This is a genomic window from Acidisarcina sp. (assembly GCA_035539175.1).
Classification (GTDB): Bacteria; Acidobacteriota; Terriglobia; order Terriglobales; family Acidobacteriaceae; genus JANXZS01.
Map to the genome: position 1 here is coordinate 133,350 of DATLIY010000007.1, position 15,195 is coordinate 148,544.

14 protein-coding genes and 1 pseudogene are annotated in these 15,195 nt (G+C 56.3%); 5 read left to right on the forward strand and 10 right to left on the reverse strand.

Annotated features, from left to right (window positions below; genetic code table 11):
- Positions 1-9: 9 nt before the first annotated feature.
- Both prfB and lnt read right to left on the reverse strand, forming a co-directional pair.
- A pseudogene (prfB, locus tag VM554_03250) lies at positions 10-1,092 on the reverse strand (peptide chain release factor 2).
- Positions 1,093-1,149: 57 nt separating this feature from the next.
- On the reverse strand, positions 1,150-2,808 hold the full coding sequence (gene lnt / locus VM554_03255; GenBank protein ID HVJ07373.1) for an apolipoprotein N-acyltransferase: 1,659 nt from the start codon (positions 2,806-2,808) through the stop codon (positions 1,150-1,152).
- A gap of 322 nt (positions 2,809-3,130) precedes the next feature.
- On the opposite strand from lnt, the gene VM554_03260 reads away from it, so the two are divergent.
- Together VM554_03260 and VM554_03265 are read left to right on the forward strand one after the other, a co-directional pair.
- Positions 3,131-5,503: an APC family permease gene (locus VM554_03260; GenBank protein ID HVJ07374.1), complete on the forward strand. Its 2,373-nt coding sequence runs from the start codon at positions 3,131-3,133 to the stop codon at positions 5,501-5,503.
- Positions 5,504-5,632: 129 nt separating this feature from the next.
- Entirely contained in the window at positions 5,633-5,968 is a 336-nt protein-coding gene (locus VM554_03265) for a hypothetical protein (protein HVJ07375.1), read from the forward strand.
- Between the two features lie 77 nt (positions 5,969-6,045).
- Here the strand turns inward: VM554_03265 and VM554_03270 are convergent, their stop codons facing one another.
- From VM554_03270 to VM554_03280, 3 genes are all read right to left on the reverse strand, one after another.
- Positions 6,046-6,756, reverse strand: coding sequence for a metal-dependent hydrolase (locus VM554_03270; GenBank protein ID HVJ07376.1), 711 nt, complete (start codon positions 6,754-6,756; stop codon positions 6,046-6,048).
- 30 nt (positions 6,757-6,786) lie between these two features.
- Positions 6,787-7,344: a methyltransferase domain-containing protein gene (locus VM554_03275; GenBank protein ID HVJ07377.1), complete on the reverse strand. Its 558-nt coding sequence runs from the start codon at positions 7,342-7,344 to the stop codon at positions 6,787-6,789.
- 163 nt (positions 7,345-7,507) lie between these two features.
- A complete protein-coding gene (locus VM554_03280) occupies positions 7,508-7,918 on the reverse strand; it encodes a polymer-forming cytoskeletal protein (GenBank protein ID HVJ07378.1) in 411 nt (136 codons plus the stop codon).
- Positions 7,919-8,231: 313 nt separating this feature from the next.
- Between VM554_03280 and VM554_03285 the strand changes: the two genes are divergently transcribed.
- Entirely contained in the window at positions 8,232-9,131 is a 900-nt protein-coding gene (locus VM554_03285) for a hypothetical protein (protein ID HVJ07379.1), read from the forward strand.
- A gap of 5 nt (positions 9,132-9,136) precedes the next feature.
- Here VM554_03285 and menC read toward each other — a convergent pair whose 3' ends face one another.
- From menC to mazG, 3 genes are read right to left on the reverse strand one after another with little or no spacing between them, the layout of a single operon-like run.
- Positions 9,137-10,261 (reverse strand): o-succinylbenzoate synthase, encoded by a 1,125-nt coding sequence (gene menC, locus VM554_03290; GenBank protein ID HVJ07380.1) that lies wholly within the window; start codon positions 10,259-10,261, stop codon positions 9,137-9,139.
- A 33-nt stretch (positions 10,262-10,294) separates the two neighbouring features.
- Positions 10,295-11,098 (reverse strand): hypothetical protein, encoded by an 804-nt coding sequence (locus VM554_03295; protein HVJ07381.1) that lies wholly within the window; start codon positions 11,096-11,098, stop codon positions 10,295-10,297.
- On the reverse strand, positions 11,095-12,000 hold the full coding sequence (gene mazG, locus VM554_03300; GenBank protein HVJ07382.1) for a nucleoside triphosphate pyrophosphohydrolase: 906 nt from the start codon (positions 11,998-12,000) through the stop codon (positions 11,095-11,097). Before mazG ends, VM554_03295 begins: the two co-directional genes overlap by 4 nt.
- A 57-nt stretch (positions 12,001-12,057) precedes the next feature.
- On the opposite strand from mazG, the gene VM554_03305 reads away from it, so the two are divergent.
- Positions 12,058-12,915, forward strand: coding sequence for a prepilin peptidase (locus VM554_03305; protein HVJ07383.1), 858 nt, complete (start codon positions 12,058-12,060; stop codon positions 12,913-12,915).
- Here the strand turns inward: VM554_03305 and VM554_03310 are convergent.
- Together VM554_03310 and VM554_03315 are read right to left on the reverse strand one after the other, a co-directional pair.
- Entirely contained in the window at positions 12,857-13,483 is a 627-nt protein-coding gene (locus tag VM554_03310) for a DUF1569 domain-containing protein (GenBank protein HVJ07384.1), read from the reverse strand. The genes VM554_03305 and VM554_03310 overlap by 59 nt on opposite strands.
- 263 nt (positions 13,484-13,746) lie before the next feature.
- A complete protein-coding gene (locus tag VM554_03315; protein ID HVJ07385.1) occupies positions 13,747-14,454 on the reverse strand; it encodes a tetratricopeptide repeat protein in 708 nt (235 codons plus the stop codon).
- Between the two features lie 68 nt (positions 14,455-14,522).
- Between VM554_03315 and VM554_03320 the strand changes: the two genes are divergently transcribed.
- Positions 14,523-15,158, forward strand: a complete 636-nt coding sequence (locus tag VM554_03320) for an SET domain-containing protein-lysine N-methyltransferase (GenBank protein HVJ07386.1) — start codon at positions 14,523-14,525, stop codon at positions 15,156-15,158.
- The last annotated feature ends 37 nt before the right edge of the window (positions 15,159-15,195 follow it).

Consider the following 15,195-nt stretch of genomic DNA (forward strand, 5'->3'; position numbering starts at 1 on the left):
ATGCTGGATCTAGTCATCCAGATCGTCACCCGCTTCGACCGCCGCAGGCACGCCGCCCTGCCGCCGCATCAGCAGATATCCGCGAATAAAAGGCTCCAGATAGCCATCCAATACGCGATCCACATCGCCCACTTCCACCTTCGTCCGGTGATCCTTTGCGATGCGATAGGGCTGGAGGACGTAGGAGCGGATCTGCGAACCAAAATTAATTTCGAGCTTGGCGTCTTCCACCTGCTTGGTCACTGCCCGCTTCTTTTCCAGCTCATATTCGTACAGGCGCGAACGCAGCATCTTCATGGCCCGTTCGCGATTCTTATGCTGCGAACGCTCGTTCTGGCACTGCACCACGATATTTGTCGGCAAGTGGGTGATGCGGACGGCCGAGTCCGTGGTGTTCACATGCTGGCCGCCCTTGCCGCCGGAGCGGTAGGTATCCACACGCAGGTCTTCGCTCTTGATATCGATCTCGATCGAGTCATCAATCTCCGGCGATACATAGACGCTGGCAAACGAGGTATGCCTCCGCTTGGCCTGGTCAAACGGGGAAATGCGAACGAGCCGGTGAACCCCTATCTCTCCGCATAGCATCCCGTAGGAATTCTCTCCCGTGATCGTGAACGTTGCCGACTTGATGCCGGCTTCCTCCCCATCCTGGTAGTCGTTGACCTCTGTCTTGAAGCCTTGACGCTCTGCCCATCGCAGATACATTCGCATCAGCATCTCGGCCCAGTCCTGCGACTCCGTGCCGCCCGCACCGGGATGCACCGTGACAATCGCATTCAGAGGATCGGTCTCCTGAGAGAGCATGGTGCGCGATTCCAGCTCGTCGACAAACTCGCCGAGTGCGTGGATCTCACGCTCCAGGTCCGCCTCGACAGGCTCGCCCTCCCGTGCCAGTTCGAAGTATGCCTCGATGTCGCCGGTTCGCCGCGTCAACTCGGCGGCATCCGCCAGACGCGACTCCAGTCGCTTGCGATCACGCATAAGTGGTTGAGAGAGTGCGGGATTGGACCAGAGGCCGGGGTCCGAGAGCTTCGCCTCGACGGAAGCTAGCTCGCTGCGCTGTCGTGCGGGGTCAAAGATACTCCCGCAGGTCGCGAACTTTTTCGCTCACCTGGGTGTAGGCGAATTCGAGTTCGTTGATTGTCATCACGTAAGGAGACCTGTCTTTTCAAGAAGAATCTGGCGGCGGCGAATGTACAACAACTTCCCCGCCCGTGCCGTTGCCACTATCGCGATTATGGCACACAGGATTGCAAAGATGTCGCCATGGGTCGAATAGAAGGTCAGGTCGTCACGGAACCCATAGCTGCCATAGAGCGAACTCTGCTGATTCCGCGGGATGCTTACCGTCAACCGGCCATAGGGATCGATGATGGTTGTCGTGCCGTTATTGGTATCGCGAAGGATCCAGCGCCGGTTTTCAATGGCACGCATGCGCGCCATGTTGAGGTGCTGCCAGGGAGCGCTGGTGTCTCCATACCATCCGTCATCGGAGATGTTCACGAAGACCTCGGCTCCATTCACCGCAAACTGGCGTACCTCGTCGGCAAAGATCGATTCGTAGCAGATAAAGACTCCGTAGCGGTGCCCGCTGGTGCGAAAGACCTTGCGATACTCCCCGCGCCCAAAGTCAGAGACATTCCGGGTCAGGTGGCCCGCGAACGTGAGCAGATTCTTGAAGGGCACGTACTCGCCAAACGGTACCAGGTGAATCTTGTCATAGCGCCCGACAAACTGTCCGCTGGGCGCAACTATCTGTGCCGAGTTAAATATCTGGTAGCTCTCCGGCTTTACATCGATCCCTATAATTCCGGCAATCACCGAAGCGCCGGTCTCCGTTGCAAGCCGGCGCATCACGTCCTGAAAGCGCGGATCTATATCTCGAAATGCAGTAGGTGCTTCCGGCCAGACGATCACCGCTGGTAATTTCGCAGGTTGCGTACAGGGAACCTCGATCGATGGCGCACCCGTCTCCGGCATCCCGGCGATATAGGTGCCGCAGGTTTGCTTGCTCAAGGCTGAAAAAGCCTGGGCATGCGCGTCATAGTCTGCGCCTACCCAGTCCTGATTGCTCTTTACGCTCAAGTTAGGCTGCATGAGAACGGCGGTTGCCTGCGTAGGCTGCTGAGGCGGGGGGAAGAAATGCCCCATCTGCAGGCAGACTGCAAGCAGCAACCCCACAACGCCAAGCTGTAGCTGGAGTTTGCGAGTGCCCGCCAGAAGCGCCGCCGCCAGCAGCGCACTAACGGATGCCAGCAGGAAAGATAGTCCATACACGCCTGTGATGGTTGCAATCCGGGTCAGCCAGTAGTTCTCTACCTGTGAGTAGCCCAGTTGGTCCCACGGAACACTGGTGATGCGGGACGCGGCAAACTCCAGCGCCACCCAGAATATGGGAACCGCCAGCAAGGCTGGCAGGTTCCGGCCAAAGCTTTTGCGCATGAGCGCGATAAAAAATCCAAATAGCGCGAAGTAAAGCCCGAGAACAAGGCTGTATCCCAGTAGAATCGCCGCGGAAGCAGCCGCTGAAATTCCACCGTAGTAGAACATCGTCTGGTAGATCCAGTAGCAATTCCCCAGATACCAAAGCACACCCGTAAGGTATGCAAGCAGCGCGCTACGGCGCAGATAATGCGGCTCGGCCACACGATTGCCATGCAGCAACGCAAAAATCAGCGGTACCAGCGCCGCCCAGCCAAAGACCGTACGCCACCAGGGCACTGGCCCGGCGATCGGAAACGGCAGCAAGAGAAGAAACGCGGACAGGACTGCATGGACCCAAGGCAGATTCTTGAGCGTATTCATCGGGCAGAGTCTACCATTCTCCGTCGCATCATAATTCGTTCCACGTGCCTCTCTTCAGGTTACAATTCAGCATCATGCTACAGGAACTCCTCCACTTCGCGATGCATGTACTAACCATCACCTTTTTTATTGGAATGGCTGGCTCGTCCATCGTTGTCGTCATCAGTTTTGTTGAGGACCTCGTGGAACTCTTTGGACAAGAATGACCGCCCTCCACACCAAAGACGTTGTTGACTGCATCGAAATTCAGACATACACTCAGCCCTGGGCGGCAAACAGTTACAGAATCTTCGATTAGCTAGCTTTGAAACAAACCTTATCCATGGATCAAACTACCACCCAGGCTCCTTCAAATCGTGTACGGCTGGTAGTGGCGTCCTCGGTGATGCTCACCTTCATCTCCTTCTGGCGAGCCGCAGCTATCGTCCTCAATGATCTGGGCTCCTCCGCTTTCTACGCCGGAGGCATTTCGGAAGAAGCCGTCGGCAAGTCCGCCCCCTGGTTCATCCTCGGAGTTATGCTCTTCTCCTTCGCGGTGCGAGCCGTTTATGTGGAGAGTTGTTCCATGTTCACGCGCGGCGGCGTTTACCGCGTGGTCAAAGAAGCACTTGGCGGAACCTTTGCTAAGCTCAGCGTCTCCGCCCTGATGTTTGACTACATCCTTACGGGACCAATATCCGGCGTGTCTGCCGGACAGTATATTACGGGCCTGCTCAATGAAATGATGTCGGTAAGCGCGATGCATGGGTGGTTGCCCCATGCTCTTCTAAACGCGAACCAACAGGCAACGCAACTGCCCATGAATGGAACCTCTGCTGTGCTGGCAGCGGCGGTGACCATCTTTTACTGGTGGCAGAACATCAAGGGCATTGAAGAATCCAGCGACCGGGCGATGGAAGCTATGAAGATCACGACCGTCATGGTCGTCATCCTTCTCGTCTGGGGCATTTATTCCGCCATCCACCTTGGCGCAAAACTCCCTCCATTCCCCACTCCATCTCATCTGCATTTCAGCAGTGACGCCCTTGGTCTCTTTCGGCATACGAAGGCCGCCGGAGCTCTCGGCCTCTTCGGCGTCATCATGGCCTTTGGCCACTCCGTCCTGGCGATGAGCGGCGAGGAGTCCCTTGCCCAGGTCAACCGTGAAATCGAACACCCCAAGCTGAAGAATCTCAAGCGTGCCGCGATTGTGATCGCGATCTACAGCCTCGTGTTCACCGGCATGGCATCGATGCTCGCCGTAATGCTGATTCCCGACGCGGTTCGCGTGCCCATCTATCGCGATAACCTGATCGCTGGAATGGCGATGTATATGGTAGGCCCGCAGGTATTGCGGATTGCCTTCCGCGTCTTTGTCGTTGTTGTTGGATTCCTCATCCTCTCTGGCGCGATCAATACCTCCATGATTGGCTCGACCGGCGTATTGATGCGGGTAGCAGAGGATGGCGTTCTTACGGACTGGTTCCGTAAACCGCAGAAGCGCTATGGCACCAGCTACCGCATCGTGAACATGGTTGCGCTCCTCCAACTTTTCACGATCATAGCCAGCCGGGGCAATGTCATCACCCTGGGCGAAGCGTACGCCTTTGGCGTCATCTGGAGCTTTACGTTCAACAGCCTGGCAATGCTCGTCCTGCGCTACAAGTACAAGGGCGAGCGCGGATGGAAGGTGCCACCAAACTTCCGTATCGGCAAGCTGGAAATTCCGGTCGGCCTGACCTCCGTCTTCATGGTTCTGGTCTGTACGGCCATCGTGAACTTCTTTACCAAGACGGTCGCTACGGTGAGCGGGGTCGCTTTTGCGGCCACCTTCTTCTGCATATTCAGCTTCTCGGAACGGCAGATTAAACGGCGCCATGCCATAACTACCCAGCAGATGAAGGAGCACTTCCAGCTTGAGCATGAAGACACGGTGGGCCGTGAAGCGCTGAAGATAAAGACCGGCAGTGTAATGGTCACCATGCGCGATGCGGCGAATCCGTTTGCACTCAAATGGGCGCTGGCACGTACGGACACAGACGTGCAGGACATCGTCGTTCTTACCGCTCGCGTCATGGGCGTTGGCGGACCGGAATATGTCGAAGCGTCCGAGCAGTTATTCAGCGAACATGAGCAGATGGTCTTCACCAAAGCCGTGTCCGTAGCGGAGAGCTTTGGAAAGCATATCTCCCTGCTGGTAGTACCTGCCGGCGATGTCTTCGCAGCTCTGGTTCAGACCGCAAACTCGCTGGAAGCCGACGCTGTAGTCTCTGGACTATCCAGTCGAATGACTGCGGAAGACCAGGCATTTCATGTCGGCCAGGCGTGGGAAGTGATCCCAGATCCCAAACGTCAGTTCACCTTTTACGTAGTTGCCCCTGATGGCGAGGCACAGGCATTTCACATTGGTCCGCATGTACCCACGCTACAGGCCGATGACGTGCAGCTTGTCCATCGCCTATGGCTAAACTTCCACCGTGATCCGGATATGCAGAGTCTGCATCACAGCGATATCGTCACTTATGCTTTAACCCGTCTGGCCACAGAGTATGCACGCGATAAGGAGGAGACACTGAAAGATATGCGCCGCTCCGCCCTTAGCGGCCACCAGGTGAGAAGTCTAGGTTCTTCTTATCCAGAACTAACTGAGCAACCTTCCAATGTATCCATGCCTGCTCCCAAGGGCTTTAATGATCCCAACGATACGGAACCTTAGAAGCTAGATGCTGCACTGCAATTCCCTGCTCGATACCATTTCTCTTGCTCTCCCATATCCCACCTTCCTCCACAATTAGCATCTAACTCCCGAGTTATTCTCTTTGACATTTGTCAAAGAAGGAGTATTTTGCGTATCGTGAAGTTAAGGCAAGTCTTAGGCTTTGCAACGAGAGAAGGCTTAAGAGGAGGAAGAGTGCAGGTTTCAGAGATCCTACAGGAAATCGACAAAGAGATATCCAGGTTGCAGCAAGTTAGAGCCCTCTTGGCGGGAGATACTGCGAATGAGGCTCCCAGGCGCCGTGGCCGGAAGAAAAAGGTAGTGACCAGCTCTTCAACAGCAGCAAAGACGGTTGGAAAAACCAAGAGAAAGCTAAGTCCAGAAGGCCGCAAACGAATTGCGGATGCTATGAAGCGGCGTTGGGCCGAACGGAAGAAGCAACAGGCGGCGAAAGCCGTAAAGTAGTCGGGCCTGCAAAAGCTCCCAAGAACAAAGGGCAGATCGAATAGCGATCTGCCCTTTGTTTGTTCTTATACATCAAGCTACTGTAAGGTTTCTCCGGCCTTTATCTTTGCAACTTCAATCCCGCTATCTTTCAAATGCTCTGCCAACTCTTTCGGTGTACCCTTTAGCGGCGGAAATGTTCCATAGTGAATCGGCAGAACTATCCTGGCGCCTAGATACTTCGCAGCCAGCGCCGCCTCTCGCGGTCCCATCGTGTAGTGGCCTCCAATCGGCAGCATGGCTACCTCAGGAGAATACAGTTCGCGGATGAGCTTCATATCACTGAAGACCGCGGTATCTCCAGCGTGATAGAGCACGGGTCCATTATCGATGGTGAGCACAAATCCCGCCGGCTCGCCGCCATAGATCGTCTTATCCCCATCGTGAATACCAGAAGAATGCTTTGCTTCGACCATCGTCAGAACCACATCCTGGAAGCGAACCGATCCTCCAATATTCATCCCATTCGTCTGGGTAACTCCCTTGGAAGCAAGCCAGCTCGCGACTTCAAAGATCGCCACAACCATGCAGTTGTGCTTCTTCGCCTGCGTCGCCGCATCTGCGATGTGGTCAAAGTGCCCATGTGTGACCACGATCAGGTCTAGCTTTTCAGGAAGCTTATAGTTCTTTGGGAAACTGGGATTCTGCTCGATAAACGGATCGATCAGGATAGATGTTCCACCGCCGGTAAGAACATGAACGGTAGCGTGTCCCAGCCACGTAACTACTGTTCCGCGCAACTTGCTCATAAAGAAATTCCCTCCACCTGGAGTTCCCGGCTATCGAGTAATGATCACTTCGTAGACGTTATCTTTCGCGAGAAAGAATTTGTAGTTGCTATACGCCTCGAATATCTTCTCGATACCCCGGTTGGTAAAAACCCTTTGCACCGGATAGTGTTCGCTCTCCTGCATCTCAATACTGTCCGAATCCGTAAGATGGTAGCGACAAAACGCGGTCTCCGCGCCTGCCTTCTTCGTGTGGAACAGTGCAAGAATCCGCCCGCCGGGTTGCATGCAGGAATGGAATCTCTCGATCACAGGAGCAATCATGGGCTCGGGCAGATAATCCAGCGTTGTCCATAAAAGAACGACATCGAACATCCGTCCTGAGAATTCAAGGTTCTGTGCCAGAAATGCTTCCGTGTCGTATTGCTCAGCGGCCCCTTCTTCGCCCTCAGCCGCTGGCTTCACCCAGTCTGGCTTCATCGCTTCATGCACAATGTCCGCCATGTAGACACTATGGCCAAGGCCGGTGAGGAAGTTGATATTCGAGGGAGACGTCGGGCCGATGTCGAGAATGCGCAGGTTTGGCTCGGCTTTCAGGTGCTTCAGCATAGCGGACCAGCCGCTCGAATGCCGAGGCACACGAGGACCTGAGAGCAATGTGGGGCTCTCTGAGCGGCGATCGCCAGAATGACTTCGTTGGAATATCTTACGCAGCACGTTCCCGTCTTCCCAGTCGACAGCACGCTGGCAACTGTTGCTGGTCCCCGCTCAATTAGCCGCGGACCGGCAGGGTGGAGTGGGCGCCCTGCGCTGCCGAGGTTACAGGCGCCTCAACTTTGGCTGCGGAGGGTGCTGACACTAAGTCTACCTTGCCGGTGAAGTTTGCATTTTCCTCAATGGAAAGACGAGCTGCCCGAATGTCGCCCAGCAAAGTTGCACCTTGCCGAAGCTCCACTCTGCCAGTCGCAAGAATGTTCCCAGTAAGCACGCCCTGCACAATTACATCCCGTGCAGAGACATTCGCCTGTACACGGGCGTTCGCGCCAACGGTCAGCCGGCTATCCGAGAGCGTAATGGTTCCCTCAATATGCCCGTCAACCACCAGGTCTTCGTTGCCCTTCACTTCTCCGCGGATTTCCACGGATTTGCCTATCACCGCTGCAGCGTTCTCACCTGGAATCATTTATCTCTCCTCAATCCATCTGGGACTCAATCGAACTATACGAAACACTTGAAGCGTGCCGCAATCGCCCGGCACATGAAAGAAGCCCTTTGAACCATCAGCGATACGCCCTTGCCCGTCGTTTTCCCGCTCGGCGTATCTTTGTGGCCGCCCATCAACACGTCGCTACAACAACACAACTGCAACATACTTGCCGGTTGAACCTCTTCGAGACAACTTGCGTCTAATCAAACAGGAGAATGATTGTGATAGCCGATCGGTGAGTTCTCCCACGAAGAATTCCTATGCGAGTATTTTGGTAGATATAACTTCGATGCGACCAACTGTACAAGCGCTGCTATGGCGCCTTCTTACTACAATATTTCTAGCGGTGACCGCCTTTGCGCCACCGGCCACCTCAGCACAGAGCAAAAACGACTTTACCGGCGATGTTATGGCCCTCGTCCGCCGCGCCGCGGCCAATGAGATGCAGGCAAACCAGAGCCGGGGAACACAGAACCCAAGTCCTGTCCGGTTTACGATCCATAAAAGGGATCAGAAGGGGGCCACGACTAAGGAGATCATACAGACACGGGAAGGCAGCGTCGCCCGCCTCATCGCGGTCAATGACATGCCTCTCTCTCCAGAACAGGAGCAGGCTGAACACGCCCGTTTACAGCGGCTGCTCGATCAGCCAGAGATACAGGAGCATCGGCGTAGGCGGGAAAAGGAAGACGCAGACCGCGCCAATAAGCTCATCAAGGTGATGCCCGACGCGTTTCTCTACTCCTACGCTGGCATGGCGCAAGCACCCAGCGGTCCGGCGATCAAGCTCCACTTCAAACCCAACCCTAACTTTGTCCCTCCCGATCAGGAATCTCGCGTGGCCACCGGAATCGAAGGCGAGTTGTGGATTGACCAGGCGCAGGAGCGAATGGTGCGCCTCGATGCTCACCTCTTTCAGGATGTGGATTTTGGATGGGGCATCCTCGGGCGGCTCTACAAGGGAGGCGACATTCACATTGAGAATGCCGACATCGGCAATCACAACTGGCAACTGGTAAACATGAAGATGGACCTCGTGGGAAAGGCCCTCATGCTCAAAACGCTGACCTTCCACATCACGGAAACTGCGAGCGGCTTTCAACCCGTCCCAAGAGAATTAACCTATCAGGATGCGGTTCACCTGCTGCAATCCAACTCATACCCTCTGGTTCCGGCGTCGGGGAGATAGCCGTCTCAGGACACCAGTTCCAGCGCGCGGATAGTCTCTTTGCGTACGGTGAGGCGCTCCACAAGCTCTGTCTTTACTTCAAAGCCCCGCCCTGGTGTCGTAGGCACTTGAATCTCCCCGGCGGAAGAGACAGTCACCTCCGGCTCGATAATGTCTTCAGCCCAATACCGCTTGGAGGCCGAGACATCTCCTGGCAGGGAGAAGTTCTCCAGGGAAGAAAGAGCGATGTTGTGGGCGCGGCCAATCCCCGTCTCCAGCATGCCTCCGCACCACACAGGGATTCCCCGCTCATGCGCAACATTATGCACCGCGATGGCCTCGCTGAAACCACCCACCCGGCCCAGTTTGATGTTGATGATGCGGCATGATTCCATGTCGATTGCCGCCAGAGCATCGCGCCGGTTACGAATCGATTCATCCAGGCAAATTGACGTCTCCAACTGCTTCTGCAACATCGAATGGAAATAAAAATCGTCTGCCCATAGAGGCTGCTCGATCATCAACAATCCAAATTCATCGAAGCTCAACAGATGATTGGAATCCCGCACACGATATGCAGAATTGGCGTCGCAGCTCAGCAAAATCTCCGGCCAGCGCTGGCGTACTGCTCGAAAAACCTCGGTATCCCAGCCCGGCTTGCACTTCAGCTTTATCCGTTGATATCCGGCGGCCAGTTCCTTCTCCACTTCCGCCATCAGGAGTTCTATGCTCGGCTGAATCCCAATCGAAACCCCGCACGGAATCACTTCCCGAACTCCGCCCAGCAACTGTGCCAGCGGCACACCCTCCATCTGCGCCTGCAGGTCCCAGACCGCATTCTCCAGCGCCGCCTTTGCCATGCGATGCCCACGCACTCGCCCAAAGAGGTGCGGAATCTTTCCCGGGTGCGCAACCTCAGCCGCAGCGAGAACGGGCGCCAGTTCGGCCAGCATTATGGTCCAGGCAGTATCCACTGTCTCATCGCTGTAGTAGGGATGCTCTCCAGCAGTGCACTCTCCCCATCCACTCAATCCGTCTGCGCGAATCTCCGCCAGCAGAATGCGCCGCTCTGTCGTGCGCCCAAAGCTGGTCTCAAAAGGCCGCACAAGCGGGATACGAAGTTCGCGAAGAAAAATAGCCTCTATCTTCATAAAACCCGTGTCTCAATACAGTTTAGGAACCGTTCAGCAGAAGGCATCTTCCCCTGCGATTCCAAGTTGGAAAACTCCGTTGCCTTCAGCATCCTTTTCGAAGTCCATCACGGCAAGCCCCCGCTCGAACGCATGCTGAAACTGCTCCCGTACTTCCCTTTGCGCCGCTAGAGCTTGCGTCAGATCCTTCGCCTGCTTCCACTCCCCGATTGCCGCTGGAATCAGAATCGTTTCCACAACCTCTGTCGTTGGGAGATTACCCGAGAGCGCCCTCCAAACGCGAGAAGAATCCATCCACCATTCGGCATGCAGACGGTCCGTAGGCATGCCCGCCTGCAACTGGGATGAGGATACACCATAAAAGTCCGGCGTATAGCGACGAACAATCGCTCCCAGCCGGCGAATGTTCAAATGAGCGTTTTTAATCTCCAGCGGATCGAAAGTCCATTCCATCAGGACAATTTTCCGGCTAAGAGCATCGGCTCGCTGGCTCAGTTTCAGCCTCTGGCCAATGCCTCGATTACGATATGGCGCCCGTACCGCCAGCATATGCGAGTGTAAGTAACCTTTACTGTTACGAATACCGGGAAGAGCCATTGCGAAACCGATCAGGTTGCGCGCCTCTCCCTCCGGAGCACTTCCCGGGATCGAAGTATCAAATGCTCCGAAGACCTGCCCGCCAATCTTCTGAATCACGATAAACTCGCGCCTGGGGATAACGTCTCCGCCGGAGTAACCCCAGACCTCAATCTGCAGATCGACACAGGCGGCAAGTTCCTCCAGCCCCGAGCAGGAGCGAATCAAAATAGGATTTGTAACCGTTGAAGTATCATTCACGGCTTCAACCCTCCATCCACATTCCTCTCGAGTTCCTTGGCATCGTTCCACAGGTGATCGAGCGCTTCCAACGGCAGCGATTCCAGTGGCTCCGCCGCGGCACACTCCATTGCGCGGAATCGCCTTCGAAACTTCGCATTCGTGCCACGAAGCGCCATCTCGGGATCTACCTTCAGACGGCGGGCTAGATTCACCGCGGTGAACAGCAGATCTCCGACCTCTGCTTCGACGGCCGCATGGGAGCCTGCCTCCGATGTCGCACTCTCGGCTATTGCCTCCCTCAGCTCGGCTGTCTCTTCATCCAGTTTGGCAAAGAGTCCTTCTATCTCCGGCCAGTCAAAGCCGCTCTTGGCTGCACGCGACCCCAGCTTGGCGGCCTCCAACAAAGCGGGCATCCCACGCGGAATGGAATCCAGCCGCGACTCCTTCTCTTCTTCCTCGACGCGCGCAATCTTCTCCGCCCGTTTGATTTCATCCCAATTACGGAGAACCTGCGCCGCATCGATACCCTCCGTCGTCAAGCGTTGCGCAGAATTTCCAGCGGCTGCCGCTGCCTCCTCCCCAAAGACATGCGGGTGCCTGCGAATCAGCTTGCGATTCAAACCATCGATTACTTCCGCAATCGTGAAGTAGCCTGCCTCAGTGGCCATCTGCGCATAGAAGAGCACCTGCAGCAGCAGGTCGCCCAGTTCTTCCTTCAGGTCCGTCCAATGCCGGCGCTCGATGGCGTCCAGAACCTCGTAGGTCTCCTCCAGCGTGTACTTTCGTATCGTGTCGAAGTTTTGCTCGCGGTCCCACGGGCAACCACCGGGACCTCGCAAACGCGCCATGATTGCAACCGCCTCCGCAAATGCGGCCTCTGGCAGATTCTGTTCTTTTCGCTGAAATTCCGGGCTATCCATGCCTACACTTTAAACCGAACTCCGCAGCGCTACCCCGTATACTGCCAGTATCCAGAGATGACCCTGCTCGCGTCCGTCTTCCTAACGCTCTTCGGTCTCGCCTTCGGCAGCTTCCTGAACGTCTGCATCTCCCGGCTGCCGCAGCATCAGTCGGTTGTGACCCCGCGTTCCCACTGTCCCCGATGCGGAGCCTTTATTCCGGCTTCCGACAACATACCGCTCCTTAGCTGGATTCTTCTCCGCGGACGATGCCGCACCTGCAGCGCCAAAATATCGCTGCGCTATCCACTCGTCGAAGCCGCCCTGCCCGCGCTCTGGATCGCCTGCTACTTCACCTTTGGGTGGACCCTGAGCTTCGCCGGAGCCGCCGTATTCTGCTTTCTGCTGCTCGGGCTGGCCGTGATGGACGCGGAGACAATGCGCCTGCCAGATGCCTTCACGCTGCCTGGAATAGTTCTGGGTATAGCCTTCGCTTTTGCCGAATCTGGAAGTGCACTGATAGGACGTGCGCTGGTCGCACCGCAAGCCGGATCCCTGGCATCCTCGCCAGCCTCGCCGTGGAGCGCAATGGGCGCGTCGGCAGCCTCGGCTGTACTCGCCGCCGCATGCATCGTTTTTATCCGTATGCTCTATCGATGGATCCGCGGCCAGGAAGGAATGGGACTGGGCGACGCTAAACTGCTGGCAATGATCGCGGCGTGGCTGCGCGTCGAGCGCACGATACTGGTTTTCTTTGTGGCAGTGGTTGCCGCGGCGTTGGTAGGAATTGCTGGACGGTTGCTGCAGCCTTCGCAGCAGAGCAAAGAAGGGTGGCTCGAAGAGCGGCTTCCCTTTGGCACATTTCTAGCCTGTGCGGCTATCTACGCGTTATTCCTGGGCTGGCGTACGATTCACTGGTATATGGGCTTCTTTTGACCCCATTCGGAAGCACAGGCGTAGCCTGCCGGGGAAGATGGCTTGTGGGAGCTTCCGCCAGAATGCGCTGTATCTGGTCCAGATGGTGAAGTCCATGAATCACGTGGAACCGGCGCCATTGGTCCACCCGGAGCGGCCCCAGAATCTGATGGCTTGCCACTCTCTGGAGCCCGAACATCGTCCGGCACTGGCTCAACAGCTCATCCATCTTTTCGGCCTCACTGGAGAGCTTCCACGCGAGTTCGCGGCCACTCAGCGGAAGCGAAGACTGCGGCGGCACGGTCTCAGGAGGAGCAGAGGCCCCCTTGGGCATCCGTCCCAGGCTCAGGACCACCATCTGCAGCCACCATTCCAGCGAAGTGCACTTGGCAGCCGTCGGGCGGCGTTTCTCCAGCCGGGTCGTCAGGGTCGTACTCGTAAGTTGATACGTGAGAATCAGATGCTCCACAACCTGTTGAACATTCCAGCGCAGCAGATTGCCGCCGGGATGCACCTGCGCCTCCTCGGCGTCAACCGAACCCAGGACGGAATGAAACAGATTTTCAACGTTCTGAAGTATGGGATGCATTCGATTCTTTCACCCAAAATTGATATCGAAAGTGCTCCTCAATACGCACTTTCGTGGACGATAGACCTCCAACCAAGAACTTGGTAGTCCCTATCTAGCTACCCCTGTCCGGCCTTCCCGGCGGAATGTAACAACCACGCAGAGGCTAGCACCTGAGATCGCGATTGCAAACCATACCATCGCATTATCTGGTGCGACAAAGGTGTTAGTACGCGACCCGGCCCGTCCCTAATATGTATGCCATTTCCTTCACGTGGTGAGATTCAGCGCGCAGATTTTGCAATTTCCGCAAGTGCCTTGCGCGCCGCTTTCGCCCGCCGTCCATCCGGATCAAGATTGAGGTAGAGCTTGTAATTCTGCGCTGCTTCGTCCATCTGATTCATCTTGCGCGCCGACTCGGCTATACCAAATGCAGCGTCTGCGTTCTCAGGGTCCAGCGACAGGGCCTCTTTGTAGCGGATATAGGCTCCCCTATAGTTTTCCGTCTGGAAATACATCTTCCCGATCCCGATATCCTCGGCTGCCATCTTGGGATTGTGTACGGGCTGGGCGATCGATTTCTGTTCTTTTCGGGAGGCATCGGGATCGCTGTCGTCCAGCCCCTCCAATCGCGTTCGGCTGGAACTAACCCCCTCATCGGTGGAGTTCGCACCCTGGCCATCCGGGGGCTGCCCAGCGGCGCTCGACGAGCCTTCCCCAGCCTCATCCGCCGGCGCTGCCCGAACCTGTCCTGACCGCGCTTCCCTGGCTGCACTCTCCGACTGCGCCTCTGGAAAAGGATTTTCTTCCGCACCCGATTTCTTTTGGGGCTGACCCGACTCAGTGGCAGCCTTATCGCTCCCCGGCCCCTGGGCTGGCGTGGATGCGGTTTTCTCTGGAGTCGCTGGGTGGGATTGTTCCTGGGCCAGAATCACCGAAGGAACGCCACTCAGCACGGCAAGGAGAAAGACGAGAGTCGAAGGACGCAACATAGTCCTCTTCAGTCTAGACGATCTGCCACAGGATGGAGATGCCTGGTTCCGCCTTTGTTCCCGGCAGGATGCAGCCGTCGCCGCGTATTGCTATACTCGGCCAGAAACTATTGAAATCCATGGCCCTTATTATCCGTTCTTCCGCCATCCATGCAGCCGGCTGTTACACGACCTCACCCATCCGCGCGAATACCCGTGTGGTCGAGTACACCGGGCCGCGTATTTCAAAAGAAATTGCCGACGAGAGGTATCAGAACCTGCCGGTCACCTACCTGTTCGGCATCGGCGACGGCTCCGTTGTGATCGATGGGCACGGGACCGCGATGTTCATCAACCACTCCTGCGATCCCAATTGCGAAACGGACGAAAAGAAGGGGCGCGTCTGGATCAAAGCGATCCGGGATATCGCGGCGGGCGAAGAGCTCACTTACGACTACAACCTCTACGATGGAGATGAGAGCGAGGCTTTCTGCAATTGTGGCGCGAAAACTTGCCGCGGAACCATGTATTCCCGCGAGGAAATCCGCCGTCGCCGCCGGGCAGCCAAGGCAGCATTGGCCAAAACGAAGGGCGCACGGGACCCAGGCAAAAAGGCGCAATCGGGCAAGAAAATGGTCGGCCGCAAGCCTGCTACCGGCGACCGGGTTCAGCACACCACTGCCCCCGGAAAGCAAGCCGGGAAGCAAAATCGGACGCGCGCCTGACTCTGCAGATTCGGGAACGCTAGTATCCAGAGCGATA

What these genes read in the sequence shown, in the direction of transcription:
- lnt (HVJ07373.1), bottom strand. Translation starts at nt 2,808, where the DNA reads ATGAATACGCTCAAGAATCTGCCTTGGGTCCATGCAGTCCTGTCCGCG.
- VM554_03260 (HVJ07374.1), top strand. Translation starts at nt 3,131, where the DNA reads ATGGATCAAACTACCACCCAGGCTCCTTCAAATCGTGTACGGCTGGTA.
- VM554_03270 (HVJ07376.1), bottom strand. Translation starts at nt 6,756, where the DNA reads ATGAGCAAGTTGCGCGGAACAGTAGTTACGTGGCTGGGACACGCTACC.
- VM554_03275 (HVJ07377.1), bottom strand. Translation starts at nt 7,344, where the DNA reads ATGCTGAAGCACCTGAAAGCCGAGCCAAACCTGCGCATTCTCGACATC.
- VM554_03280 (HVJ07378.1), bottom strand. Translation starts at nt 7,918, where the DNA reads ATGATTCCAGGTGAGAACGCTGCAGCGGTGATAGGCAAATCCGTGGAA.
- VM554_03285 (HVJ07379.1), top strand. Translation starts at nt 8,232, where the DNA reads ATGCGACCAACTGTACAAGCGCTGCTATGGCGCCTTCTTACTACAATA.
- menC (HVJ07380.1), bottom strand. Translation starts at nt 10,261, where the DNA reads ATGAAGATAGAGGCTATTTTTCTTCGCGAACTTCGTATCCCGCTTGTG.
- mazG (HVJ07382.1), bottom strand. Translation starts at nt 12,000, where the DNA reads ATGGATAGCCCGGAATTTCAGCGAAAAGAACAGAATCTGCCAGAGGCC.
- VM554_03305 (HVJ07383.1), top strand. Translation starts at nt 12,058, where the DNA reads ATGACCCTGCTCGCGTCCGTCTTCCTAACGCTCTTCGGTCTCGCCTTC.
- VM554_03310 (HVJ07384.1), bottom strand. Translation starts at nt 13,483, where the DNA reads ATGCATCCCATACTTCAGAACGTTGAAAATCTGTTTCATTCCGTCCTG.
- VM554_03315 (HVJ07385.1), bottom strand. Translation starts at nt 14,454, where the DNA reads ATGTTGCGTCCTTCGACTCTCGTCTTTCTCCTTGCCGTGCTGAGTGGC.
- VM554_03320 (HVJ07386.1), top strand. Translation starts at nt 14,523, where the DNA reads ATGCAGCCGTCGCCGCGTATTGCTATACTCGGCCAGAAACTATTGAAA.